Here is a 1,634-nt window from a genome sequence, read left to right as displayed (position 1 = left end):
TCTGGGGAGCGCAACGTGAGCTGTAGGAGCGTAGACCAAAGAGCGCACAGAGCGAATGCAAAGAACACCAAAAAACGCACAAAAATCAATGCCTAAAATGACGCATTCCTGTGAACACCATTGCGATATCATGTTCATTCGCCGCTGCGATAACTTCTTTGTCGCGCATTGATCCACCTGGTTGAATAACGGCAGTAATGCCCACGTCAGCAGCAGCGTCAATGCCATCCCTAAATGGAAAAAAGGCATCTGATGCCATGATACTGCCTTTCACTTCTAATTTTTCATCGGTTGCTTTAATCGCGGCAATTTTGGCACTGTAAACGCGGCTCATTTGCCCGGCACCGATACCAATTGTCATGCCGTCTTTACAATAGACGATGGCATTGGATTTGACAAATTTGACTACTTTCCATGCAAAAAGTAAATCTTGTAATTCTTTTTCTGTGGGTTGTCGTTCAGTGACGATTTTTAAGTCAGCCGCTGTGATTACGCCTAAATCGCGATCTTGTACCAATAAGCCTCCATTGACTCGTTTAAAATCCAAAGTTTTGCCAATATCTCCTTTGTTAAAAGGGGGAGTTTCCCAAGTTAATACGCGCACATTGGTTTTAGTGGCTAAAATGGGTTTAGCCTCCTCAGCGATTTTGGGGGCGATAATCACTTCAACAAATTGACGATCAATAATGGCTTTTGCGGTTTGGGCATCAAGGGAGCGATTGAAGGCGATAATTCCGCCAAATGCGGAGGTGGGATCTGTTTTAAAAGCACGATGGTATGCCGTCAAAATATTCTCGCCAATCGCCACCCCGCAAGGATTGGCATGTTTGACAATCACACAAGCAGGGCTATCATCATAGGATTTGACACATTCCAGGGCAGCATCTGTATCAGCGACATTATTATAAGATAATGCTTTGCCCTGTAATTGTGTTGCTGTTGCAATACAAACCTCTTTGGGGGAAATTTCGGCATAAAAGGCGGCTTTTTGATGGGGGTTTTCGCCATAGCGCATGGCTTCTACTTTTTGGTATTGCAGCGAGAGAGTCGGCGGAAATGCTGTGTTTTGACTGAGGTAATTCGCAATTGCGGCATCATAATGTGCTGTATGTGCAAAGACTTTACAAGCCAAAGCAAAGCGTGTTGCCTCACTCACTGCGCCGTTATTAGCCGCCATTTCCTCTAAAATGCTGTTATAGTCTTTTGTATCAACCACCACCGTGACGGCAGCATGATTTTTAGCCGCAGAGCGCAACATGGCGGGACCGCCTATATCAATGTTTTCAATCGCAGTGGCTAAATCGCAATCAGGTTTAGCAATGGTTTGTTCAAATGGATATAGATTAACGACGAGCAAATCAATCGGATAAATATCGTGATCGTTCATCACAGTCTCATCTACACCACGTCGCCCTAATAATCCGCCATGAATTTTGGGGTGTAATGTTTTCACTCTTCCAGCCATCATTTCTGGAAAGCCTGTGTAGTCAGAAACTTCCGTGACAGAAATGCCATGATCTCTGAGTAATTGAGCAGTGCCGCCAGTGGATAAAATTTCTACCCCTTTATCGCTTAAAGCTTGTGCAAATGCAACAATATCTGATTTATCAGAGACACTGATGAGTGCGCGTTGG

1 protein-coding gene is annotated in these 1,634 nt (G+C 44.4%); it reads right to left on the bottom strand.

Going from position 1 to position 1,634, the window contains the following annotated elements; genetic code table 11:
* Positions 1-85: 85 nt before the first annotated feature.
* Positions 86-1,634: bifunctional phosphoribosylaminoimidazolecarboxamide formyltransferase/IMP cyclohydrolase (gene purH / locus GY683_RS01780; RefSeq protein ID WP_297287119.1), on the bottom strand; the 1,549-nt coding region annotated here is incomplete at its 5' end.

The sequence above is a fragment of the Moraxella sp. genome (assembly GCF_024227015.1).
Classification (GTDB): Bacteria; Pseudomonadota; Gammaproteobacteria; order Pseudomonadales; family Moraxellaceae; genus Moraxella.
This window is presented reverse-complemented; position numbering and strand designations above follow the sequence as displayed.